Origin of the sequence: Mesorhizobium sp. M0659, from assembly GCF_040320605.1 — a bacterium.
GTDB lineage: Bacteria > Pseudomonadota > Alphaproteobacteria > Rhizobiales > Rhizobiaceae > Mesorhizobium.
Genome location: NZ_JAMYPY010000031.1, coordinates 25,686 through 48,089, shown reverse-complemented (window position 1 = coordinate 48,089; position 22,404 = coordinate 25,686). Strand labels below are relative to the sequence as shown.

The 22,404-nt window shown below is 61.9% G+C and carries 23 protein-coding genes and 1 tRNA gene; 9 read left to right on the top strand and 15 right to left on the bottom strand.

The window, feature by feature from the left end; genetic code table 11:
• Positions 1-166: 166 nt before the first annotated feature.
• Entirely contained in the window at positions 167-658 is a 492-nt protein-coding gene (locus NKI31_RS29250; protein ID WP_023693412.1) for a BA14K family protein, read from the bottom strand.
• A 322-nt stretch (positions 659-980) separates the two neighbouring features.
• Between NKI31_RS29250 and NKI31_RS29245 the strand changes: the two genes are divergently transcribed.
• A tRNA-Lys gene (locus tag NKI31_RS29245) sits at positions 981-1,056 on the top strand.
• Between the two features lie 40 nt (positions 1,057-1,096).
• On the opposite strand, the gene NKI31_RS29240 is transcribed toward NKI31_RS29245, so the two are convergent.
• The 6 genes from NKI31_RS29240 to NKI31_RS29215 all read right to left on the bottom strand — a co-directional run bounded on the left by NKI31_RS29240 (position 1,097) and on the right by NKI31_RS29215 (position 6,929).
• Positions 1,097-2,158 carry an ABC transporter ATP-binding protein gene (locus tag NKI31_RS29240; protein ID WP_352653223.1) on the bottom strand — a complete coding sequence of 354 codons (1,062 nt, stop codon included), beginning with the start codon at positions 2,156-2,158 and terminating at the stop codon, positions 1,097-1,099.
• Between the two features lie 39 nt (positions 2,159-2,197).
• Positions 2,198-3,019, bottom strand: a complete 822-nt coding sequence (locus tag NKI31_RS29235; RefSeq protein ID WP_023700756.1) for a carbohydrate ABC transporter permease — start codon at positions 3,017-3,019, stop codon at positions 2,198-2,200.
• The gene (locus NKI31_RS29230; RefSeq protein ID WP_352653222.1) at positions 3,020-3,958 is read right to left on the bottom strand and encodes a carbohydrate ABC transporter permease; all 939 of its coding nucleotides are present in this window, start codon (positions 3,956-3,958) and stop codon (positions 3,020-3,022) included.
• Positions 3,958-5,295 carry an ABC transporter substrate-binding protein gene (locus tag NKI31_RS29225; RefSeq protein WP_023819934.1) on the bottom strand — a complete coding sequence of 446 codons (1,338 nt, stop codon included), beginning with the start codon at positions 5,293-5,295 and terminating at the stop codon, positions 3,958-3,960. Before NKI31_RS29225 ends, NKI31_RS29230 begins: the two co-directional genes overlap by 1 nt.
• Before the next feature lie 66 nt (positions 5,296-5,361).
• Positions 5,362-6,021 (bottom strand): GntR family transcriptional regulator, encoded by a 660-nt coding sequence (locus tag NKI31_RS29220; protein ID WP_023693416.1) that lies wholly within the window; start codon positions 6,019-6,021, stop codon positions 5,362-5,364.
• 23 nt (positions 6,022-6,044) lie between these two features.
• The gene (locus tag NKI31_RS29215; RefSeq protein ID WP_023819935.1) at positions 6,045-6,929 is read right to left on the bottom strand and encodes a dihydrodipicolinate synthase family protein; all 885 of its coding nucleotides are present in this window, start codon (positions 6,927-6,929) and stop codon (positions 6,045-6,047) included.
• Positions 6,930-7,186: 257 nt separating this feature from the next.
• Here NKI31_RS29215 and NKI31_RS29210 point away from each other — a divergent pair, with 257 nt between their 5' ends.
• The 4 genes from NKI31_RS29210 (at position 7,187) to NKI31_RS29195 (ending at position 10,445) form a co-directional block, all read left to right on the top strand.
• Positions 7,187-8,329: a hypothetical protein gene (locus NKI31_RS29210; RefSeq protein ID WP_352514065.1), complete on the top strand. Its 1,143-nt coding sequence runs from the start codon at positions 7,187-7,189 to the stop codon at positions 8,327-8,329.
• 177 nt (positions 8,330-8,506) lie between these two features.
• Complete coding sequence (locus NKI31_RS29205) at positions 8,507-8,746, top strand: hypothetical protein (protein WP_023819936.1); 240 nt, start codon at positions 8,507-8,509, stop codon at positions 8,744-8,746.
• Positions 8,747-8,988: 242 nt separating this feature from the next.
• Entirely contained in the window at positions 8,989-9,771 is a 783-nt protein-coding gene (locus NKI31_RS29200) for a glycosyltransferase family 2 protein (protein WP_196813777.1), read from the top strand.
• Positions 9,772-9,788: 17 nt separating this feature from the next.
• Positions 9,789-10,445, top strand: coding sequence for a TVP38/TMEM64 family protein (locus NKI31_RS29195; RefSeq protein WP_023688606.1), 657 nt, complete (start codon positions 9,789-9,791; stop codon positions 10,443-10,445).
• An 8-nt stretch (positions 10,446-10,453) separates the two neighbouring features.
• Here NKI31_RS29195 and NKI31_RS29190 read toward each other — a convergent pair whose 3' ends face one another.
• The 3 genes from NKI31_RS29190 to NKI31_RS29180 all read right to left on the bottom strand — a co-directional run bounded on the left by NKI31_RS29190 (position 10,454) and on the right by NKI31_RS29180 (position 13,944).
• Entirely contained in the window at positions 10,454-11,779 is a 1,326-nt protein-coding gene (locus NKI31_RS29190; RefSeq protein ID WP_352653221.1) for a hypothetical protein, read from the bottom strand.
• A 135-nt stretch (positions 11,780-11,914) separates the two neighbouring features.
• Entirely contained in the window at positions 11,915-12,634 is a 720-nt protein-coding gene (locus NKI31_RS29185; protein WP_023688604.1) for a Stf0 family sulfotransferase, read from the bottom strand.
• Entirely contained in the window at positions 12,631-13,944 is a 1,314-nt protein-coding gene (locus NKI31_RS29180; RefSeq protein ID WP_352653220.1) for a glycosyltransferase, read from the bottom strand. Before NKI31_RS29180 ends, NKI31_RS29185 begins: the two co-directional genes overlap by 4 nt.
• 50 nt (positions 13,945-13,994) lie before the next feature.
• Here NKI31_RS29180 and NKI31_RS29175 point away from each other — a divergent pair, with 50 nt between their 5' ends.
• Positions 13,995-14,903, top strand: coding sequence for a hypothetical protein (locus NKI31_RS29175; RefSeq protein ID WP_245262643.1), 909 nt, complete (start codon positions 13,995-13,997; stop codon positions 14,901-14,903).
• A gap of 11 nt (positions 14,904-14,914) precedes the next feature.
• Here NKI31_RS29175 and dprA read toward each other — a convergent pair whose 3' ends face one another.
• From dprA to NKI31_RS29155, 4 genes are read right to left on the bottom strand one after another with little or no spacing between them, the layout of a single operon-like run.
• Positions 14,915-16,042: a DNA-processing protein DprA gene (gene dprA, locus NKI31_RS29170; RefSeq protein ID WP_352653219.1), complete on the bottom strand. Its 1,128-nt coding sequence runs from the start codon at positions 16,040-16,042 to the stop codon at positions 14,915-14,917.
• Positions 16,039-16,644, bottom strand: coding sequence for a glycerol-3-phosphate 1-O-acyltransferase PlsY (gene plsY / locus NKI31_RS29165; protein WP_352653218.1), 606 nt, complete (start codon positions 16,642-16,644; stop codon positions 16,039-16,041). The genes dprA and plsY overlap by 4 nt, the downstream gene beginning before the upstream one ends.
• Before the next feature lie 56 nt (positions 16,645-16,700).
• The gene (locus NKI31_RS29160; protein ID WP_352653217.1) at positions 16,701-17,987 is read right to left on the bottom strand and encodes a dihydroorotase; all 1,287 of its coding nucleotides are present in this window, start codon (positions 17,985-17,987) and stop codon (positions 16,701-16,703) included.
• Positions 17,984-18,949 carry an aspartate carbamoyltransferase catalytic subunit gene (locus NKI31_RS29155; RefSeq protein ID WP_023806087.1) on the bottom strand — a complete coding sequence of 322 codons (966 nt, stop codon included), beginning with the start codon at positions 18,947-18,949 and terminating at the stop codon, positions 17,984-17,986. The genes NKI31_RS29160 and NKI31_RS29155 overlap by 4 nt, the downstream gene beginning before the upstream one ends.
• 197 nt (positions 18,950-19,146) lie before the next feature.
• On the opposite strand from NKI31_RS29155, the gene NKI31_RS29150 reads away from it, so the two are divergent.
• From NKI31_RS29150 to NKI31_RS29140, 3 genes are all read left to right on the top strand, one after another.
• Positions 19,147-20,775: a DNA alkylation response protein gene (locus NKI31_RS29150; protein WP_023688598.1), complete on the top strand. Its 1,629-nt coding sequence runs from the start codon at positions 19,147-19,149 to the stop codon at positions 20,773-20,775.
• A 124-nt stretch (positions 20,776-20,899) separates the two neighbouring features.
• The gene (locus tag NKI31_RS29145) at positions 20,900-21,487 is read left to right on the top strand and encodes a hypothetical protein (RefSeq protein ID WP_352653216.1); all 588 of its coding nucleotides are present in this window, start codon (positions 20,900-20,902) and stop codon (positions 21,485-21,487) included.
• The gene (locus NKI31_RS29140) at positions 21,487-21,828 is read left to right on the top strand and encodes a DUF6105 family protein (protein WP_023693426.1); all 342 of its coding nucleotides are present in this window, start codon (positions 21,487-21,489) and stop codon (positions 21,826-21,828) included. The genes NKI31_RS29145 and NKI31_RS29140 overlap by 1 nt, the downstream gene beginning before the upstream one ends.
• Here the strand turns inward: NKI31_RS29140 and ruvX are convergent.
• Positions 21,746-22,252 carry a Holliday junction resolvase RuvX gene (gene ruvX / locus NKI31_RS29135; RefSeq protein WP_023688595.1) on the bottom strand — a complete coding sequence of 169 codons (507 nt, stop codon included), beginning with the start codon at positions 22,250-22,252 and terminating at the stop codon, positions 21,746-21,748. The two genes, NKI31_RS29140 and ruvX, sit on opposite strands and share 83 nt — an antisense overlap.
• Positions 22,253-22,404 lie beyond the last annotated feature (152 nt).

Sequence of the window (22,404 nt, the reverse complement as noted above, 5' to 3'; positions counted from 1 at the left end):
GGTTCATTCCGGTCCTCGGGGGGGTGCCGGGCTCCCCTTTTTTATCATCTTCCCCCCCCCCATTCCCCCCCCCACCCCCCCCCCCCCCCCCCCAACCAACCCCCCCCCCCCCCCCGCCCGGGGCCGGGCGCGCGCTTCTCTACACAACACTTGGTACCAACTCAGCTCAATAGGGCGAATTGCACTGCCGACGCGGGCCGTAATTGGGCTGGAATGTGTTGTCCGAAGCGCGGTACGACCGATAGTGGTCGTAGCACCACTGCACATGCGCATCGCCGCGGTTGTTCTCGCTGTTGACGATCGCGCCGGTGATCAAGGCGCCGGTGGCGAAGGCAGCCAGCGGGAACCAGTAGTCGCCGTGACGGCGATAGCCGCGGTGATATTCGCGATAGCCGCGATGGCCATTCCAATAGCTGCCGCCATCATTGTTGCGCGAGAATTGGCGGCCTACGCGGAAATCGCGATTGCCGGAATTGCGGTTGCCATGGCGCATCCACCGCCAGTTGTCATGACGAGAATCGCCCACATTCACGATGTCGGACGAAGTTGCTGATGACTGGGGCACAAACATCTGGGCCGCATTGGCCGGCATGGCGGCGGCTGCGGCAAACGAGATTGACAGGGTGGTCGCCAGTAGACCTGTTGCGATCTTGTTCATGATCTTCTCCTCGAAGGGTGGTTGACGTCCCTTGTGAGAAGGAAACGGCTCGCCGGTACGATGGTTCCTGCCAAAACAGTAAGTTGCTGATTTGTAATGTTTCTCGAATTTGGCGCGTGAGAAAAGGCGCGTCTCGCGCGCCAAAAGATCGAACCGGCGACCACGTTGCGGGAACGGCTCACCGGGCTGGTGACGACGCAATTTGCGGCGCGTCTGGCGATGGCTGAAACCCCGGTCGAACGGCCATCTTTTTCCGGTTGACCGGTCGCGGCACTCTCCCTATGTTCCGCGCAATTTCGAGGGCGGCCTTTAGAGCCCGCGGGAGCGCGTAGCTCAGCCGGTAGAGCAACTGACTTTTAATCAGTAGGTCTCGGGTTCGAACCCCGACGCGCTCACCAGAAATATTTCGTGCGAAAGTTGCTCCCTGTCAGCAGCCCCCTACAATCGCCGCCCGGTCTTGACGTCGAACAGATGAGCACAGGCGCGGTCAATCTCGATGCGCATCTGCTCGCCCTGTTTCAGTGCCAGCCGCTCGCGGAAAAGGCAGGAGATTTCTTCTCCGGCGCAGTCGACCCTGGCAAAGATTTCCGAACCCGTTGCTTCCAAAAGCACGATCGTGCCTGGGATTCCTTTGGCGGTCGTCGCTCGGATGTGTTCGGGGCGGATGCCGTAGATGAGGTCGCCGCCGGGAATGTTGGTCAGGTCGATGCCTTCCGGCAGCGGCAAGATCAGTCCACCGGCGCTGCGGAAAACACCTTCCTCGACATGGCCGCGAATGAAATTCATCGCCGGCGAGCCGATGAAGCCGGCAACGAAGAGGTTGGCCGGGCGATCGTAGAGATCGAGCGGCGCGCCGATCTGCTCGACAAGGCCGTCATGCAGCACGACGATCTTGTCGGCCATGGTCATGGCCTCGATCTGGTCGTGGGTGACGTAGATGGTGGTGGTTCCCAGCCGCTGGTGCAGCGCCTTGATCTCGCCGCGCATCTGCACTCGCAATTTGGCGTCGAGATTGGACAGCGGCTCGTCGAACAGGAACACCTGCGGGTCGCGCACGATGGCGCGGCCCATGGCGACGCGCTGGCGCTGGCCGCCGGAAAGCTGACGCGGATAGCGGTCGAGCAGCTTGTCCAGGCCGAGAATGCTGGCGGCCCTCCCGACGCGGCCGGCGGTGTCGGCCGGATCGGCTTTCTTGATCTTCAGGGCAAAGCCCATATTGTCGGCCACCGTCATATGCGGATAGAGCGCGTAGTTCTGGAACACCATGGCGATGTTTCGGTCGCGCGCCCTGAGATTGTTGACGACGAGATCGCCAATGGCGATCCTGCCGCCCGAGATCGTTTCCAGTCCGGCAATCATGCGCAGCAGCGTCGACTTTCCGCAGCCCGACGGCCCGACCAGGATGACGAATTCGCCATCGGCGATGTCGACGCTGACATCGTGGATGATCTTGGCGGCTCCGAAAGCCTTCTGAACGTTGTTGATTGTTACCGATGCCATTGGATTTCTCCCGGAAATGAGTGATGTCGGGGCCGTGCCTCAGCCGCCCTTGACGGCGCCTGCGGTCAGCCCGGCGACGATCTGCCTTTGCGCGAACAGGGTCAGCACCAGCACCGGCAGCGTCACCACAAGTGCTGCGGCGGCGAGCGGACCCCAACTCACCTGCTCGTAGGAAAGCATGTTGTAGACGGCGACCGGCAGCGTGCGGGTCTCGCGGCTGGCGAGCACAATGCCGAAGACGAAATTGTTCCATGAGAAGATGATCGACAGGATGAAGGCGACGACAATGCCCGGCTTGGCGATGGGCAAGGCGACCAGCCGGAACACCTGCCAGGAACTGGCGCCATCGATGTTGGCCGCTTCTTCCAGCTCCATCGGCGTGGTCTCGAAATAGCCGATCATCACCCAGACCACGATCGGCACCGTCACCACCAGATGGATGATGATCTGCGGCCACAGCGTGCCGAGAATGCCGACCCACTGGAACAGCAGGAACAGCGGAATGAGATAGGAAAGCCCCGGCGTCATGCGGGCGATCATGATGACCACCGCCGAGCGTTCGGCCTTGAGCCGCGCGATGCCATAGCCGGCCGGCACGCCGATCAGCAGCGCCAGCAACGTTGCCGTGCCCGTCACCAGAACCGAATTCCAGAAATAGAGCAGGAAATTGTTCTCCTCGAATACCTTCACATAGTTCGACCAGGCGAGATGTTCCGGGATCAGGATCGGCGGGTATGCACCGTTGTCGATCTCGAATTTCAGCGACAGCGAGATCATCCAGAGGAAGAACAGGATCGCCGGCGAGACGAAGACCAGAGCCGCGAAGAACAGCCCGATTCGGTTGAGCAGCCGTGAACTCATCTATTTGCCCTCCACCCCGATCCAATGGGAGCGCTGGCGCAGCATCAGCAGGATGAAGGACAGCGCGACGATGACGATGAAGAACACCACGGCCATGGCCGAGCCATAGCCGATGTCGTAGTAGGAGAAGGCGGTGTTGTAGAGATAGATGTTGATGGTTTCCGAGGCCGTGCCCGGTCCGCCCTGGGTCATGGCGTAGATGATGTCAAAACTCTTCAACGCATCGATGGTGCGGATGATCATCGCGATCATCAGGAACGGCGCGATCATCGGCAAGGTGAGATAGCGGAATTGCTGCCAGGCGTTGGCGCCGTCGATCTCGGCGCTCTCGAAGGGCTCGCGCGGCACGGAGGCCAAGCCGCCCAGCACGATCAGCATCACCAGCGGCGTCCACTGCCAGGTCTCGACCGCAACCAGCGACGGGATGACTGTCCTGGCGTTAAAGATCCATTCCTGCGCCGGAATGCCGACCAGCGACAACAGATAGTTGAGCACGCCGAGCTGGGGATGGAACATCATCGTCCAGACCAGCGCCACGGCGACCGGGGTCGCCATCATCGGCATGACGAAGACGCCACGCAACAGCCCGCGCAGCGGAAATTTGGCGTCGAAGATCAGCGCGGCAAGAGTGCCGAGGAACATCGGCGCCGCGACCGAAAGCGCCGTGTAGGTCAGCGTATGGAAAAGCGATTCCCAGAAGCGTTGGTCGACTGCCAGCCGCAGATAGTTTTCCATCTCGGCAAAGCTTCGCGCCTGGCCGAGGGTCCAGCGGTTGACGCTCATCCACAGTGTGAAGGCCCAAGGAAAGACGATCACGGCGCCGACGACGACGAGCGCCGGGACGACGAAAGGCCAGTAGTTGGGAGCCAGCCGGATGGTCTGGCTCCCTTCGATGGCTTGCGTCGTCACCCCGGTGCGTTCTGGGGTGATGGCGGACATCAGCCTTGCTCGCTCCGGTCGAGCACCGGCTGGAACTGCTCGGTGGCCTTCTTCAGTTCCTCCGCCGGATCGGCGCCGGCGATCAGATTGGTCAGCGCCACGCCATAGATGTCGCGGAACTCGGTGACCGGAATGATGACCGGCAGCGACAGCCGGCTGACATTGCCCGAGCCGACCACGGCATCGAGCCAACTCGCCGGCATGGTGACGCCTTCGCGCACCTTGGGATCTTCCAGCACCGACTTGCGGAACGGCACGCCGGCACCCGCCTGCAGCAGGCGCGCGCCCATGGCGGGCGAAATCGCCCACTGGCAGAAGAGGTAGGCGGCCTCCTTCTTCTCGCTGGTGGCCGTCACGCCGAGGCCGTCGCCAAAGGTGCCGGCGGCATGCGCCTTGGGCCCTTTGGGCATGACGCCGTAGCCAACCTTGCCGACCACTCGTGACTTTTCCGGATTTTCCATTGGCGGGGCAAAGCCGACGCCATCGAACCACATCCCGATCTTGCCTTGCAGGAAGGCGGACTGGGCTTCGGCCCAGTTGAATCCGGTGACGCCTGGAGGCGCCGACTTGGTCATCAGCCGCTGGTAGAGGCTGGCCGCCTCGACCGCCTCGGGCGAGGTCGTGCGCAGCTTGCCCTTGTCGTCGAGCGGCGTCATGTCGTAGCCGAGCATAAGCGACGTCCACACCGGCGTGTTGGCGTTCTTGAGGCCGCGGGCGACAAATCCATAGGTGTTGGTCGACGGGTCGGTCAGCGCTTCGGCGGCCGCCACCAATTGCTCGAAGGTTTCAGGGTATTTGAGGCCCTTGGCCTCGAACAATTCCTTGTTCCAGTAGACGATCCAGTAGTCGACTGAGAACGGTAGCGAGCGCAGCACGCCCTGGCCGTCCTTGGCAAACAGCATGCCGGCATCAGCGAAATCGGTTTCCACCAGCGCAGGATCGGTCAGGGTCGAGTCAGCGAGATAGCCTGATATGTCGGCCAGCCAGCCGCCCTTTTCGAACTGCCGCTTCTGCACGTGGTAGCTCAGATGCACGACATCGAAGCTCGGCTTGCCGGAGCTGAGTTCGATCACCGTCTTCTGGCGCTGCTGCTGTTCCGGCGTCGCTTCGGCATTGACCTTGATCCCGGTCAGTTCCTCGAACTCGGCGATGTATTTTATCAGCGTGTCGCTGCGCGGGCTTTTCACCAGATTGACGTCAAGCGTCGTTCCCGCAAAGCGCTTCCAGTCGACACCGGCGGCAAAGCTTGGGCGAACACCGGCAAAGCCGGCGGCGGCAAGGGCGGCGGTTCCCTGGAGGAGTTGCCTCCTGGTTGGGTTGAACAGATTGGACGACATTTTCTTCCTCCCGGTTGTTGTCGTTGTCGATTGCGCCGCAGCGACCGCGGCGCGGCTCATGCTTCCTCAGATTTGCAGCGCCAGCCGGCGCGCCTTATCGATATGCTGGCTAATGGCCTCGACCGCCTTGCCAGGGTCGCGGCTCTGCATCGCATCGATCACCGCCAGGTGCTCGCGCATGACCGGCACGACGCGCCCGTCGATACGGAACCGTTCCTGGTGGATCAGGCGGATCTTCACCGAATTGACCAGATAGGCCTTGGCGATGATCTCGTTGCCCAGCGCATCGATGAACGTGTCGTGCATGGCCCAGTCGATGGTCTGCGCCTTGGCCTCCATCTCCGGCGTCGGGGTCTGCTCCAGCGCCCGGGCAAGCATGTCCTCATGCTCGCGCCGCAAGCGGGCAAGCTCGGCGTCGGAGGCGCTGACCGTAAACAGCGCCACCGCTTCACGCTCCATGAACAGGCGGAACTGAAAGGCCTCGCGGATCAGGCTGATGTCTATATGGGCGATCTGCATGCCGCGCTGCGGAATGGTCGTCAGCAGTCCTTCCGCCTCGAGACGCGGCACGATCTCGCGAATGGCGCCGAGCGGCAGTCCGGTGAAGGCAACCAGCTCACGCTGCGACACGAACTGGCCTGGCTTGAAGTCGCGCGCCAGCAAATGCCGCGTGAAGCTGGCATAGGCCTTCTCCCTGAGGGTGGTCGGTTCGTTGCCGTCTTCCATATCGGCGCGCTTCTCTTTGCCGGTCAGGCCGGTTCCCTGGCAAACAAGCTGTCATAGGCTGCGGCAAGCTGCTGCTGCCCTTGCAACGCGATCGGCTCCAGCGGCGGACGGACCGCCAGCCAGCGCTCGTCGCCGGTCTTGCGCGCCACCATCACCTTTACCGCCGGGGTGACCGGATGTTTGAGCAATTCGAGCACAAAACTCTCGACGCGAGGATCGTCGCGCCCGTCCTCGGCCATGGCGCGGATTTCGCCCGGGACGAAATTGGCCATGCCCGAGATTGCGCCTTGAGCACCCATTCGCACCGCACGCGCCAGATGCCTTTCATCGCCGATCAGGATCACCAGATCGCCATGGGCGGCAAGCAGCGCCTCGCTGTAGCTCCAATTTCCACCGGAATCCTTCACTCCGGCGACCACGTCGGGAAAAGCAGTGCGCAACCGGCCGATCAGGCCAAGCGAAAGCTGCACCATGGTAACCGAAGGGATGTTGTAGAGCAGCACGTCACGGGCGAGGGGGCCGAGCGCGGCAAAGACGGCGGAAAACCAGCCGAAAAGGCCGTCGTCGCCGACATTCTTGAAGTAGCTTGGCGGGGCCAGCAGAATGTTTCGGGCGCCGCGCTGCAAGGCATGCTGTGCCTGTTCGGCGGCGTCTTCGGCGGCGTCGACCAGCACGCCGGCAACGAGTTGATGCGGCAGGATTCCAGCAGCCAGCATGGCTTCGGTCACCGACCGCCGCTCCGTCGTGCCCACCGATGCGCCTTCCCCTGTGGTGCCGAAAAGAGTCACGCTGCCGCAACCCTGCGCCAGGCAACTTTCGGCCTGAGCGATCATGGGGGCGGTGGCGATCTGCCCGCGGGCATCGAAAGGCGTGGCGAGAGCGGCCGAAAGGCCAAAGCGTGATGTCACCGGAAGGTCTCCGAAGCAGGTATGTATGCTGTGCTAGCACACTAACATGTTAGTCGTAAATTGGGGTGGTGCGCTTTTTTAACAGCGGAGGGCCCCCACCTTTTTTATCGAGAGGTTCACGGGTTCAAGCCATGGCGGATCGAGACCATTGGCGAAACAACAAGATGGCCTAGTGTTCGGGCGCCGAGCGGCAGCTCCAACCTTGTCCCCATCCCAGTCGATGGCTAAACTCAGCCTTTCCCAGGGGAGGTTCTGACATGACACTTCAGCTTTCGGCGGATGCTGTAGCCCCTCAGACGGCGACCGCTCAAAAATACCTCTTCGGCCCGCTCGCCGATTTCCTCATGCTGGGCGGCAGCGCCTTTCTCATCCTGCCGGTGCTGTTTCTCGTTCCGCTCGAATATGAAGGTCCGGTGGCCGCAACGATGGTCTTCGTAGCCTATCTCGTGAACTATCCCCACTTCGCCCACTCCTACCAACTCTTCTACCGCAATTTCGGGCGCAAGGTGACGGGCGACGGCTACGACAGGAGCCTGCAGCTCCGCTACATCTTCGCGGGCATTGTCGTGCCCCTGGTCATGGCCGGGTTCTTTGCCTATGGCGCCGCGGCGGCGAACACGCGCCTGCTCGGCTATGCCACCAACGCCATGTTCTTTTTTGTCGGTTGGCACTACGTCAAGCAGGGCTACGGCATGCTGATGGTGGATGCGGTGCTGAAGCGCAAATTCTTCGACGACCGCGACAAGAAGGTGCTGCTGGTCAACTCCTATGCCGTGTGGATCCTGGCGTGGCTGCAGACGAATACGGCGGTCACCCAGGGCAAATATTATGGCCTGGACTATTACACATTCGCGGCCCCTTCCTGGATCACCGACATTGCCCTGTTGGCGGCCGTTGCGTCGACGGCGGCCACGCTTTTGATGTTGGCCAATCGCTGGCGAAAGAACGGCGGCGGTCTGCCCTATAACGGCTTGGTGGCCTATGTCGCGTCGCTCTATCTCTGGATCCTGATTGCGCGCGTAAACCCGCTTTGGCTGTTGATCGTGCCCGCGCTCCACTCGCTGCAGTATCTCGCCGTGGTCTGGCGCTACCAGACGAACGTCGAGCGCGACAGTTCCGATGCCGAAGGCGATCCGCAGCCGAAAATCCTGTCCTTTCTTGGCCCCCTCTACAGGTTTCGGCTCCTCGGCTTCATCGTCGGCGGCACGGCCCTTGGCTATCTCGGCTTCTGGCTGATCCCATCCGCGCTGACGGCCTTGATCCCGTATGACAGGCAAGTGCTGGGATCATCGCTGTTCTTCTTCATCGTGCTCATCTTCATCAATGTGCACCATTATTTTCTGGACAATGTGATGTGGCGCCGTGGCAATCCGGAGGTATCGAAGTATCTGTTCCGCTGACTGATGCGCAGACTGTCGAGCCCGGGTTTCGTCAGCTGTCGAGTATGCCATTGCGAGCGTGATCGTCAGTGCATCGGAGAGCCCTGTAATGGCGGAGCGCTTTTCCGAGAGCCGCCTGGAAAAATACCCTGCGGTGGCATCTGTACCGGCGTTGGCGCCGCCGGCGTGCCATCGATCATGAAGATGGACATTGAGAGCAGCGAAGCCGAATGCCTCGAAGCATCCCGCGAAGCTGGGCTGCAAGATGCTATCGGCGCCATTCTGGTTGAAACGCACGACCGGGTGTCGCCAGACATAGCGCGTCGGGTGGAGCGCATTCGCCAGCGCATCGCGCAGGAAACATCCGAAACATCAATCTGGAATGGATCTGACTGCGCGCCGTCGTTGCCCGGCAACCGACGGCCCCAGTTTGCTTGATCGGCTAACTTTAGGACAACCCGGCTAGGGAAAGCGCCTTGCGCCGGACCCGCTTTGCCAGCAGGCGCGCGAGTTCTGCCGTCGACTGGATTGGCGGCTCGACATAACGGGACCTCAACGGGGACCACCACGGTCTCTCGTTCCGGCGTCGTTTGGTGCGGACGGAAACATTGCGTGGCGTTTTTGCCGCACGTGGATCGGGAAATGCTAGGCCGGCTTGCGCTATAGGACGTTTTCCGGCAATGGAAACGCAACATCGGGGCGTTAGCGTAGAAATGATTGATGGATTGCGTGTGGCGGTGATCATGCCCGCCTATAATGCGTCGGCTACACTGGAGAAGACCTACTTCGCCTTGCCGATGCAATTGATCGACGACGTTATTCTCACGGACGATCTGTCGAAGGACGATACTGTCGGCATTTCGCGACAGCTCGGCATTCACACAATCGAGCATTCGATCAACAAGGGCTACGGTGGCAATCAGAAGACTTGTTACGATGCGGCGCTGCAGCGCGATGCCGATATCGTCGTGATGCTTCATCCCGATTATCAATATTCGCCCAGGTTGGTGCCGGCCATTGCCTCGATGGTCGCCTCTGGCGAGTATGATTACGTCTTTGGTTCGCGCATCTTGGGCAAGGGTGCCCTGCGCGGCGGCATGCCGGTCTATAAATATATCGCCAATCGCTTTCTGACCCTGGTTCAAAACATTCTGATCGGTCAGAAAATGTCGGAGTTTCACACTGGCTTTCGGTGCTGGAGCCGGAAAGCGTTGACCGAGATTCCTTATCACCGGTGCTCGGACGACTTTGTGTTCGACAATGAGATGGTCTGCCAGGCCGTCTATCTCGGCCTGCGTGGTGGCGAGATGTCCTGTCCGACGAGATACTTCCCGGAGGCGTCGTCGATCAACTTTCGGCGTAGCGTCGTCTATGGCCTGGGTGTCTTGAAAACCGCGGCGAAGTTTCGCCTCAGCAAACTGGGCATTCGACAAGATCCGTTATTCGTCGGGAGCAATATCTGATGAGGCGCCGGACACGAATGGCCCTCGGTGTGGCGGGCCTTGCGATGGTTCTCGTCCCCGCGGCGCTGTCGGGCTATCTCGACGATATCTTGCGGATCGCCAAAGCGAGCGTTCAGCAGACAGGGCTGTTTGGTTTCGTTGCGCTGGTCGTGATGCAGTTTCTAGTGGCCGCCACCGGCATATTGCCGGCGTCCCTGCTCGGCATCGCAGGCGGAGCGGTTTACGGATTCGCCGGTGGCTCGGCAATGGCGCTCGTCGGGACTTTGGCCGGCGGCATCGTCGGCTACTACGTAGGCCGAAAGGGTCTCCAAAACGTTCCTTTTACCAACACGAAAATTGTTGGCGGCCTCGACAAGGTCAAACAGTTCCTTGCCGCTGACGGCTGGCGATCGGTTTTTCTGATCCGCCTGTCACCGGTCGTTCCCTTTGCCGCCACAAGCATTGCGCTGGGCGCGAGTGGAATTCGCCTCGCCGACTACGTGATAGGAACCGCAGCGTCGCTTCCCGCCCTTTTTGGTTATGTCTATGTCGGTTCATTGCTCGGCAATGCGGCGTCTCTCGAATCGCCTGAGTTTCACCAGGTCTTTTTGCTGATGCTGGCGGGAGGTGTTATTGCTGGCGCGACTTTGGTCGGCAGGTTCGTCATGTACCATCACAATTCCGAAACAACCTGATGTGCTTGTTAGCAGTGGTATTCTCCACAGTCCGGTAGCTGCACTCTGCCTGCTTCGGGGTAATTTACAAGCGTTTGCGACGGTGACGTGAGATGGGTCGTTGCCTGCGAGGACCAACTGGTGTGGGACGGTGTGAAGAACAAGCCGTCGACCATGGCGTTGTAGTCTCGATTTGCGAGGACCGCGCATAGGCAAATAGCAACCGCCGCGACCCTTGTAACCGACCTCCACGAAGACGCCCAAATCGCCAGAACGATCAGGAGTGTTGCGACTGGCGCGAAGTAATACCTGAAGCCAGATCCCGATTGGAGCAGTGACTCGGCACCTCCGACGGCGAGAATCGCAGTAGCCGAAAATTGCAGCGCAACGATCGGAACGAGCAGCAGGATGGGCTGGCGGGGGGCGAGGAAAACTGCAGCTCCAAGCACGCCAAGGAAGACGATGGCAGCTGCTATCAGTTCAAGCGTACCCGGTGTCAAGTTGCTGAAAAACAAGGCCGGCCAAAGGATCGCACCACCCACCTTGAGCAGGAACAGGTCTGGCAAGCTTGCGAAACCGAGAAACGTGAACGGCCGTACGGCCAAGCCGGTATTCGTAGCCGGCAATAGTGCGCAGCCGATCTGCGTCGCCAATCCAGGAATAGACCAAACCAGAGGTCGGACAAGATAAGGCTGCCGTAGCACAAAGCCGGCAGCCGCCCATATGATAAGCGCGAAAGCTGCGGGGGTTCCTGTGAACGGCAGCACTAGAAGAAGACCGATATGAACGCGATTGAGCGGCTGTTTGAACGCCAAAGAACCAAAAACAAGCGCGGCATAAACAGGTGCCCAGCCTTTGATGTGCAGTGCCGTTCCGAATGTTTCCGATGCGGTGACGCAATAGAGCGCGGTCGCAACCGCCAACAGGATTCCGGTTCGCCACGATATCGATTGCGTTGTGCCGGCGACAACAAATGGAAACAGCAAAGCCACCAGAAGACCGGAGCCGGTGTCAACGACCGGCCACCACTGAAGTCCGGCCGACACCGCAACGGCTGAAGATAGGTTTGCCGCTAGATCGTAGTAATTGCTTGCCGGGTTGAACAGAGCGGCTAACGGACCGTTCGCATAGGCATAGCCGAAGTACAGAGGGCCAATTTCAGCCCAAACCCTATAGAAAGTAAGCAACGCCGGGGCTCTTACCGCGACCAGGATCGCAAACAGTATCCCTGCGATGATGGTGTATTCGGTCTTGCCCCTGGGGGATAACGAATCGTCTGCCCGGACATAAAGGAAGCTCAACCCTGCAAAGGCGAGAAACTCAACCAAAGTAAATGCATTGAACGGTGTCGACATCTGCCCCCCGGCTGGATGGCGTGGCGCCCCACGCGGTCTGGGGCGGTGATACAGACGGGATGGCGAAGAGTAAATGGCTACTTTTGCTACCCGCTCAGCGGCGCTCCAGACAGCCCGAAGACGAATTCTGCGGAGCTAGATCAAGTCCAGGATGTTCGGGTCGCCGCGCTCTGCCCGGAAGCGGTCTGCCCATTCGAGGTTTGATGCATCCCTTTGCAGCTCAACGGTCACGTTGCCGGGGTCCAGCTTGGAGGGCGGCTTCAGGCCCATCAGCTCGGCGACCTGACTGACGGCGTGGCGAGGGTCCTCGATCATTGTCTCGTATTCGAACCGCAAGGGCTCGATACCGGTGCGCGCAAAGAACATCTCCCAGCGGGCTCGTTCACGAGCAAGGGCGTTGAGCTGGCTCTGGATCAGTCCAGCGTCGAAGACCGGCTTCTGTGCCATCGGTTGGCTCGATCGGTATTGTCCTGTCTGCAGCGCGCGTGCCCAGGAAATCGCTTGGCCAAGCAAGTCGCGTCTGGTGAGCAGCACGAAGCGAAGATTGGGAAGGGCATCGACCCAGTTCACCTCGCCCGAAATCCAGTCGTGCTGGTGGGCAAATAACTTCAAGCCGTAGATGCCGTTGGGAGTGGCGCCCATGGTAAGGATTTTCCAGACCTGGCCGGCGATATCCTTGGGGTAGTCCGGGTCATCGAAATAGCGCCGCCCGCCCCAATTGAAATATTCCAGCGGATGTCCGAGCAGGCCCGTGCCGCTCAGATGCTGGCACAGGAAATTGCTGCCGGATCGTGGCGAGGTGCAGATGCTGTAGCCACTCAATTTATCGCGGTCCAAGCCGTCGAGCCCTGTCAATGTCCGACCCCTTTACGCGCCCGAAGGAGAAGCTTTCTGATGAACAGGGGGATCATACCGTTGTACAGCCGCTTTATCTCGGCCACAAAATTTGAAAGGTTCGAAAGCTGTTCCTCCACCCGGCTCAGCACAGCCGGGTTGTCGCCCAGCGCGGCGGCGCGCGAGACAGCCTCGTCCAGAACAAGCTGCTGGGTTCTGGCGATCTGTTCGCCAAGCTTCTCCAAAACTCGCGAGTTTGCGTGGGACTGAGCCAGAAGCGTCGCCAATTCGGGCGCATCCGGCCAGCCGTGCAATTCTTTCACGATGTGAAACCATCTTCGGCGTGGATGCGAGACCCCGATCTCTTCGATCCACACGGCGGTCGCAAGCGCGCGCTCATCGGGATTCAGCCCCCTGTCGGATCGCAGCACCTGATCATAGATGCGCACATGTTCCTCGACAAAATACGCGTCGCCGGCCGCCTTCCGAAAATAGGTGGACACCGCCGCGGCATCGTTCGCATCGAAACCGGATATCGCGCCCAGAAGATTTTCGACCGTGGTCGGCTTGGTCAAAAGCCCAACGCCCAGATTGAAGCGACGCCATGCCTCCATGTTTGCGCTGCTGAGCAATCCCGCAAAACCGCGCGCGTCGCAAACCACGACGGAACAGCCGACCGCAGCTGCCTCGATGGCCATTCGGGCGGTTGCAAACACGATGTCGTAACCAAGCAGATCCTGTTCCAGCTGCTGCGAAAACCGCCCGGTGGCTGGACCTAGCTCATCCAGCTGGATGCCACTTCTCGCACAGGCCTCACGAACCGCCGCCTGGTGCTCGAAATTCTTGGTCAGCAGCAGGCCTCGCGCGGGTCTGGCGGGCAGCGGTGGGCGCTGTTTGAAGCGATTGAGATCGACCGCGTTGTAGACAAGGCTCATCTGGTCGGCCGGTATGCCCCTCGACAGGCATTTGGCTCGGCACGCCTCGTCGACCGCAATCCAATGGCGTATCTGGGGATGCAGCATCGGCGCTTCGACTTCAAAGAACGCGCTGTGACAGGAAAATACCGCTGGCACGTCGGGAAACCTGGCGAGCGCAGTCAGGCAGGGCGTCAGATGCTGGGCGTGAATGACATCGGGCCTTTCGACGATCTCGGCAATCCGATCGACGACATGATGCCCGCGCCGACGCATTCTATCGGCTATGTCGCCCAGAGTGGGAGCCAGCAGCATGGTCTGATGGCCGGCGCCGCGAAGCCCGTCGGCCAACAGTTCGACGACCGCTTCCGATCCGCTGTTTCGCGACAGGGAGAGATTGGTGATAAGAATTCGCAACGGGCGATTCCTTGCTTGCGCACTACATCTGATATGAGAGAGAAAGGCGCATGAGTTTCTGGCAGCGTCTTAAGTTGAAGCCGCTGACCAAACAAGCTTCGTCAGCATTGTCGCGGCCAAGGTTTGCGCCTGAATTTGTCCCCAGGCCATTCGGCTCGATCGGACCAGAAACTGGATTGGAGCCATTGTTGCCTGAAAAGTCAGGAGAAAAACTGGAAAACGTGCTGATCCTCGCTCACCCCGGGCACGAACTCAGGATCCACCATTGGCTCGAGATCGCCAAACCAAGGGTCTATCTTCTGACCGACGGATCAGGCGGCAAGGAAACATCGCGAACCCGCTATTCGCGCGATCTGGTCGAAGCTGCGGGCGCGACACGCGGCGCGGTGTTTGGGGAAATTCCGGATGGCGCCTGGTACGAAGCGCTGCTGGCCGGGAACCATGATTTCCTGATCGACGTGTTTTCGAGAGTGCGCGCCGATCTAACGACCGCAAAGAGTGTCCAGATCGTATCGGATGCGGTCGACGGCTATAATCCCATACATGATCTTGCCTTTGCGTTTGGCCAGGCCCTCTGCCGAGGACTGCGAAAGACGGCACAGGTCGGCAAACAGCTTTGTTCCGCTGCGGTTCCAAATGTGGCGGGACGTGTCGAATCGGCAATTCAGCTTTCCCCGGCCGCGCGGGCGCGGAAGATAGCGGCTGTTGAAAACTATAGTCCCCTCGCCGATGAAGCGCGTCGGATACTCGAGAGGGATCCGCAATGCTTCGACAGGGAAAATCTGATGTCCCAGGATTTTGACTGGAATTCCTCCTGGACACCGGAGTGGGAGCGCATTGGTAAACAGCGCGTTGCCGATGGCCGCTACCGCCAATGCATTACATACAGGGATAATGTCCAACCCGCCGCACGGCGCCTCATGTCTGAAAGTGCTGCGGTATTTGCGGCCGCAAACTAAGTCTCAGGCTTTCACGAAACCAGTGAGACATTGCCGCCGGCATGGCGCTCGATGCGGCCGGCAAGGTCGAGTTCCAGCAGCACCATGGAGACTTGCGCGGCGTTGAGGCCGGTGTGGCGGATGATCTCGTCCACGCCCACCGGCGTTGGGCCCAGCGCCTCGAGCACGCCGCTGCGTTCGTCCTCACCGGGCGGGGGAGTTGCCGAAAAATCGGGTGCCTTTTCTGGCGGCGCAATGCTTCGCGTTCGCGTGCCCGCCAAGGGTGCGATCGCACCGGAAACATCGGCCGCCTCGGTGACCAGGGTGGCGCCGTCCTTGAGCAGGCCGTTGGAGCCGGCGCAGCGCGGATCGAGCGGCGAACCCGGCACGGCAAAGACCAGCCGGCCCATCTCGCCGGCCAGGCGCGCGCTGATCAGCGAGCCGGAGCGTTGCGCCGCTTCGATCACCACCAGTCCGAGGGCGGTGCCCGCGACAAGCCGGTTGCGGCGCGGAAAATCCTGCGCCCGCGGCTGCCAGCCGAACGGCATTTCCGAAATAACGGCGCCGCCACGCTCGGCAATGTCGTCGCACAAGCCGATATTTTCGGGCGGGTAGGGGACATCGAGCCCACCGGCCAGCACACCCACTGTACCAGTCGAGAGACTGCCCTGGTGTGCTGCCGTGTCGATGCCGCGCGCCAGGCCGGAAACGATGACGTAGCCGTCGCGGCCAAGATCCGCCGCCAGCATGCGCGCCATCTTGATGCCGGCGAGCGACGCGTTGCGGGCGCCGACGATGGCCACCGCCGGCAGGCGAAAGACGGCTGCCTCGCCCTTCACGGCAATCAGTGGCGGCGGATTGTCCATGTTTTTCAGCATCGGCGGGTAGTCGGCCTCGCCGATGCCGACGAAGCGGGCGCCGTTTTCACTGGCTGCGTCGAGTTCCGCTTCGGCTTCCTCCACGGAAGGAATGCGCATGATCCTTTTGGCTCCGCCCGAAATCATCAGCTCGGGCAGCATCTCCAACGCCGCCTCCGCCGAACCAAAGCGGTTGATCAATTCGCGAAACGAGGCCGGGCCGACATTTTGTGTGCGGATCAGCCGCAGCCAGCTCAGCCGCTGCCAGTCGCTGAGGCGCGGCCCGGCGGCGGGCTTGCTCAACCCTTGGCTCCGATCTTGCCTTCGGTGCCGGCAAGAAGGCGCGAAATGTTGGCGCGATGTTTGAAGATGACGATCAGGCTCATCACCAGGAACAGCCCGGCGGTCTCAGGTGTGCTCCAGAAATAAAGCGCGATCGGCACGATGACCGCCGCCGTCAGCGCTGCCAGCGAGGAATAGCGAAACAGAAAAGCCATCGCCAGCCAGACGACGATAAAAATCAGCGCCACATGCCAGCCGAGCGCGATCAGCACGCCGAGATAGGTCGCCACGCCCTTGCCGCCCTTGAAACCGAGCCAGACCGGAAACAGATGGCCAAGGAAGGCGCCAAGGCCCGCCCAGAGTCCAAGGCCGGCCCACAGTCCGTAGTCGTGTCCAAAATGGCGCGCGATCATCACCGCCGCCGTACCCTTCGATGCGTCGAGCACCAACGTCGCGGCGGCGAGGCCCTTGTTGCCGGTGCGCAGAACGTTGGTGGCGCCGATATTGCCGGAGCCGATTTTGCGCACATCGCCGAGGCCGGCGGCGCGGGTGATCAAGAGGCCGAAGGGAATCGAGCCGAGGAGATAGCCGAACAGCAATGCCAGGATAACGTTATAACTCATTGTTTGCCCCCGCATTTCCCCAGCAACATATCGGTCTGCGACGTGGCGCGATCGCTCTAGCTCGAAAACACTGTGCGGCCCGCCACCAGCGTTTGCAAGACCATGCCTTGCAGCCGCGCACCTTCGAAGCAGGTGTTTTTCGAGCGCGAGCGGATGCCGCTTTCACTCACGCTCCAGGGTTCTTCAAGGTCGATCAGCGCAAGATCGGCCGGCGCTCCCGGCTTCAGCGTGCCGCCCGGCAGGCCGAACAGCCTTGCTGGTGCGGTGGACAGTGTTTCGACCAGCCGAAGTAGCGGCACGTCGCCATTGTGGTAGAGCCGAAGCGCTGCTCCAAGCAGCGTCTCCAACCCGATCGCGCCGGCAGCTGCATCGGCGAAGGGAAGGCGCTTGGTGTCGACATCCTGCGGGTCGTGCGAGGAGACGATGATGTCGATCGTGCCGTCCTTGACCGCCTCGATCATGGCCAGCCGGTCTTCCTCCGCGCGCAAAGGCGGCGTCAGCCGGAAGAAGGTGCGGTATTCCCCGACATCGTTCTCGTTCAGCGACAGATTGTGGATCGCCACGCCCGCCGTGACATTGGCCTTGTCGGCTTTCGCGCGCGTCATCGCTTGCGCTGCCATCGCCGTCGAGATCTTGGCCGCGTGGTAGGCGCCGCGCGTCAGCCGTGCCAGCGCCAGGTCGCGCTCCAGCGGGATGGACTCGGCCTCGCGCGGAATGCCGGCAAGGCCGAGCCAGCTGGCATACAGGCCTTCATTCATCACGCCCGCCGAAGCGAGGTCGCCATCCTGTGTCTCATGTGCGATGACGCCGCCGAAATCGCGGGCATAGGTCAGCGCCCGGCGCATCACCAGTGCGCTGGATATTGTGTGCCGCCCATCGGTGAAGGCGACCGCACCGGCCTCGCGCAACAGGCCGAATTCGGTCATCTCGCGACCGGCGAGGCCTTTGGTGATCGCCGCCGCCGGAAAGATGTTGACGCTTGCCGTGTCCCGGGCGGTGCGCAGCACGAATTCGACCAGCGCGACATTGTCGATCACCGGGTCGGTGTCGGGCATCATAACGACGGAGGTGACGCCGCCGGCCGCCGCCGCAACGCTGGCCGAAGCGATGGTCTCGCGATGTTCGCCGCCCGGTTCGCCGATGAAGACGCGCGCGTCGATCAGGCCGGGAATGATCGCCTTGCCGGCGCAGTCGACCACGGTGGCTCCCGCCGGCAGGCCCTGGTTCAGGGCAGCCTTGCCGGCGGCAACGATCTTTTTCCCTTCGACGATGACGGTGCCGACCTCGTCGATGCCGCGTGACGGGTCGACGATGCGGGCGCGCTCAAAGACCGTCGTGCTCATGCGCCGCGGCCCTCTGCATTGCGGCGGGGATCGAGCAGCGCTTCCATGACCGCCATGCGCACGGCCACCCCCATCTCGACCTGTTCCTGGATGACGCTTTGCGGACCGTCGGCGATTTCGGACGCAATCTCGACGCCGCGGTTCATCGGACCGGGATGCATCACCAGCGCGCCGTCCTTGGCGGCCTTCAGCTTTTCGGCATCGAGGCCGAAATAGCGGAAATATTCGCGTACCGAAGGCACGAAGGCGCCTTCCATCCGCTCGCGCTGCAGGCGCAGCATCATCACCACGTCCGCGCCCTTGAGGCCCTCTGCCATCGAGCGCGAGACGATGACGCCCATTTTCTCGATGCCGGACGGTAGCAGGGTCGACGGCGCCACCACACGCACCTGCGCACCAAGCGCGTTCAACAGCATGATGTTGGAACGCGCCACGCGAGAATGCAGGATGTCGCCGCAGATCGCTACGATCAGTTTCGACAGCGGCCCCTTGGCGCGGCGGATAGTCAGCGCGTCGAGCAGCGCCTGCGTTGGGTGTTCATGCGCGCCGTCGCCGGCATTGACCACCGAGCAGCCGACCTTCTGCGCCAAAAGGGCGGCGGCGCCCGCAGACTGGTGGCGGATGATCAGGATGTCGGGGCGCATGGCGTTCAGCGTCATCGCCGTGTCGATCAGCGTCTCGCCCTTCTTCACCGAAGAGCTCGCCACCGACATGTTCATGACGTCGGCGCCGAGCCGTTTCCCGGCCAGTTCGAACGACGACTGCGTGCGCGTCGAGGCTTCGTAGAAGAGGTTGATCTGGGTGCGGCCGCGCAGCGTCGAGGTCTTCTTTTCGGACTGCCGCGAAATGGCGACGGCGCGGTCAGCCCGGTCGAGCAGAAGCTCGATATCACCGGGGGAAAGATCGCGGATGCCCAGAAGATGGCGGTGAGGATAAAGCGGCAGGGACGAAGCGTCGGTCATCTCAAGGCGCTGCTATAGGGGGGAGAATTCCTTGCCGCAAGCGCCAGCTTGGCATTGCGGCCTTTCTCCCCGGTATTTTCGTCGCGCGCGCCGCCTGCCTTGGGCTATATCTAGCCGATTGCTTCGGATTCGAAGCCTCGTGATGATAAGTGCCTTTCTAGCGTTAGAAGGCCCTTCTACTTTCAGAAGGATTGGGCGTGACCGACGACGTGACCAACCAGCCGCCGCCGCTGACGGGCGGCAACGCCTGGCGGGGCGATCCGTTGCTGATCCAGCTTGCCGAGCGTTTTTCCGATCCGGTGCGCAAGGACCTCGACGGGCTTGGCCGGTTCGTCCTGACGCAGGAGGCGCAGGAACTGGCTCGCCTCGCCAATGTCGAGACGCCGAAGCTCCGCACGCATGACCGTCAGGGCCGGCGCATCGACCTCGTCGAATTCCATCCGGCCTATCATGCGCTGATGCGCCGCTCGGTTGCCGGCGGCCTGCATTCCTCGATCTGGGAAAACGGCGATAGCGAGATCGGCCGTCGCCATCAGGTGCGCGCCGCGCGTTTCTACCTGACCGCCGAACTCGAGACCGGGCATCTCTGCCCCATCACCATGACCAGCGCTTCGCTGGCCGCCCTGATGGCCAGCCCAAAGCTGTTTCGCGAATGGGCGCCGCGCGTGACGACGCGCAAATACGACCAGAGTCAGAAGCCGCCGGTCGACAAGACCGGGCTGACGCTCGGCATGGGCATGACCGAAAAGCAGGGCGGCACCGACGTGCGCGCCAACACCACACGGGCCGAACGCGCCGGCAGCGGCTTTTATCGCCTCACCGGCCACAAATGGTTCATGTCGGCGCCGATGTCGGACGCTTTTCTCGTGCTTGGACAGGCGCCGGAAGGGCTTTCCTGTTTTCTCGTCCCGCGCATCCTCGGCGACGGTTCCGGCAACGGCTTCCGCTTTCAGCGGCTGAAGGACAAGCTCGGCAACCGCTCCAACGCCTCATCGGAGGTAGAGTTCGTCAACGCCATCGGCGAGATGGTCGGCGAGCCCGGCGCCGGCATAAAGACGATCATGGACATGGTCACGCTGACCCGGCTCGACTGCGCCGTCGCCTCGTCGGCAATCATGCGAGCGGGGCTGGCTGAGGCCGTGCATCACGCCCGTCACCGCCAGGTGGCCGGCTCGACGTTGATCGAACAGCCGCTGATGCAACGCGTGCTGGCGGACATGGCGCTCGATGTCGCCGCCGCCACGGCACTCTCGTTCCGACTGGCGCGCTCCTTCGACGAGGCTGCCGGCGACCGCGGCGAGGCTGCTTTTGCCCGCGCCATGACCCCGGTGGTCAAATACTGGGTCTGCAAGATCGCGCCGCCACTGCTCTATGAGGCGATGGAGTGCCTCGGCGGCAATGGCTATGTCGAGGAAGCGCCGCTCGCCCGCTACTACCGCGAAGCCCCGGTCAATGCGATCTGGGAGGGCTCAGGCAATGTCATGGCGCTCGACGTGCTGCGCGTGCTCGGCCGCGCGCCCGGCCTGTTCGAGGAGGTGCTGGCCGGCATCGACCGCGATCTCGGCGCCGGCGGACGCGGAACCATTGGCGTGCTCAAGGCGGCCATGCAGGTCGCCGGCACCGATGAGGGGTCGGCCCGCCTGCTGACCGAACAGCTGGCGCTGTCGGCGGCAGCTGCGGAATTGCGCCGGCTGGGGGCAGGGCGGATTGCGGACGCCTTCGTCGAGACGCGGCTCGCCGGCCAGTGGCGCAACACCTATGGCATGCTCGATTCGCGCCACGATGCGCGCATGATCGTCGACACGCTCTATCCGCCGGTGAATTGAGGGCCTTCCGCCAGGCCTTGAACGAATTTGCCTGCCTGTGGAAAGCCGTTAACCTTAACGAATGGTTTCCGTTGCAGCCGCAGGCCGCAGACCCCACTGTCTTTGTCACCAAAGCAGGAATGCCATGCGGCACATTTTGACGTCCTTTCTGGCCTTGCACTGGGCGCTGGTTTTCGCCCTGCTGGCGTTCATCTGTGTCGATGGAAACCGCGGCGTTGCGGGCGCTCTGGGCGTGCTCGGCGTCGTCGTGGAAAACACTCGTCTGGCCGATCTCGACAATGCTGCCGTCGTGGCGCCGCTGGCCATCGCCTTGCTGGTCGTGGCGGTGCTGTTTTGCTGGGTCTTCGTCGAGAGTCTGGTTAACGCCGCAGCGAGCCCGGACGGAGCCGACAGTGTGGCGCGGACCGCCTTCATTTCGGCATCCGCGGTGTTGTCGCTGATCCTGATCGGCGGCGCAGCGCGAGGCATCAACGGCCTGTTTTTGGTTGTCGCCGTGCAATTGGCGGCACTTCTGGCCTCCTATGTCGCCATGCTGGCCGAGCGGAGGTCGGTCTTCGCCGTCATGGTTTCGCGGGAGGCAGAGAGTCGCGCCACCGCCCATGCCATGGCCAAGGGTGCCGCGCACGGCTCCTTGCTGTCGCGCATTTCCGGCCGTCCGGACATTGGTCCCAGCGGTCCCAGAGGCGGCTGCAGCCGCAGGGACGGTCACTGATGCGCACGCTGTTCGCATTGTGGGCCGCGCCACTCGCTCTGTTCTGGGGCTGGTTCTTCCTGTCGCTCAACGACATCAATTTCGGCTACGTCATGCTCAGCCGGCAGCTGCATGATTTCGTGTTCCAGCTCTACGGGCAGATGCTGGGCATCGATCCGGCGATCATTCCGGGCATGGTGGCAAGGGCCTGCGTCTTTGACGGCTTCCTGCTGATGGCATTGTGGGCGTTTCGCCGCCGCCGCAACATCACGGCCTGGGTCAGGCGGCAGGCGGGGAATCCGGTTCCGTCCGATCGCGTGGGTCAAGCGACTGGAGCCGGTCCAGAACTCCCTGCAGAATAAAGGCCGCAGCCGCCGAATCGATCTTGCCGGCGCGCTTTCGGCGCGAGAAATCCATCTCGATCAGCGTCCGCTCCGCCGCCACCGTCGACAGCCGCTCGTCCCACAGCACGAAGGGCAGGTCGGTTATACCTGCCATGTTGCGCACGAAGGCGCGCGACTTCTGGGCGCGGGGACCTTCCGAACCGTCCATGTTGATGGGGAGACCGAGTACAAACGCGCCGACATTGTCCTTCTGCAGCTGGGCGAGCAGTGCTGCCGCATCCAGCGAAAATTTTTTGCGCAGGATGACCGCGCGCGGATGGGCGAAGGACAGGCCGCGGTCGGAAACGGCGACACCGATCGTCTTGTCGCCGAGGTCGAGCCCGGCCAGCGTCCTGCCGCCCTCCAGCCGTGCCGGCAGATCCTCGATTGCTATGATGCCCAACGGCTTTCCCCAACCAGTTTTACCGTGACCCAGTCTTAACCGTGACCCAGACTTACCGTGACCCAGACTTGCCGTCACAAAGAGCGCGACACGTTCTTTTGAACCGCGAGCACACTGTGTCACTTTAATTTTGCTGCCGGCGTTCTATCTTC